General features: G+C 41.4%; 1 protein-coding gene. It reads right to left on the bottom strand.

What is annotated here, in order from left to right:
* Positions 1-382: transposase (locus RYX56_RS21395; protein ID WP_317123993.1), on the bottom strand; the 382-nt coding region annotated here is incomplete at both ends.

The raw sequence follows: 382 nt of genomic DNA, 5'->3' as shown, positions 1-382 counted from the left end.
CAATTTTAGACATTTCAGTACTTCAGCCAGAGGCCTTTGAGTAATTCCTTGTTGATAAGCATAGAGTATCAATTGACCGAGATGATCTCTTCGGATTCGGCGAACAGTGTCGCCGATGGTGACAATTCCTTCTTTTTCCCATTCTCTTCGCAGAAATTCGAGAAAGTTGTAGGTAAGAAATTGTAGACACCAAAAACGCTCTATGCCTTTGTGCGAAAGCAATTGGTAATGATCAAAACCCAGTAGTTCCTTGAAATAACGGTACCCAGTCTCAATGTTCCAACGTACTTCGTAGTAGCGAAGGATCGTCACGAGATCCAGGCTGCTATCCGTACACAATAAACAAAATGCTTTTGCCTTTACATCATATTTGTTTTGCCAG

The organism is Alkalihalophilus lindianensis (assembly GCF_032843265.1).
Lineage (GTDB): Bacteria > Bacillota > Bacilli > Bacillales > Bacillaceae_D > Alkalihalophilus > Alkalihalophilus lindianensis.
The sequence above is the reverse complement of the archived record's forward strand: the minus strand, read 5'-3'. Positions and strand labels throughout refer to the sequence as shown.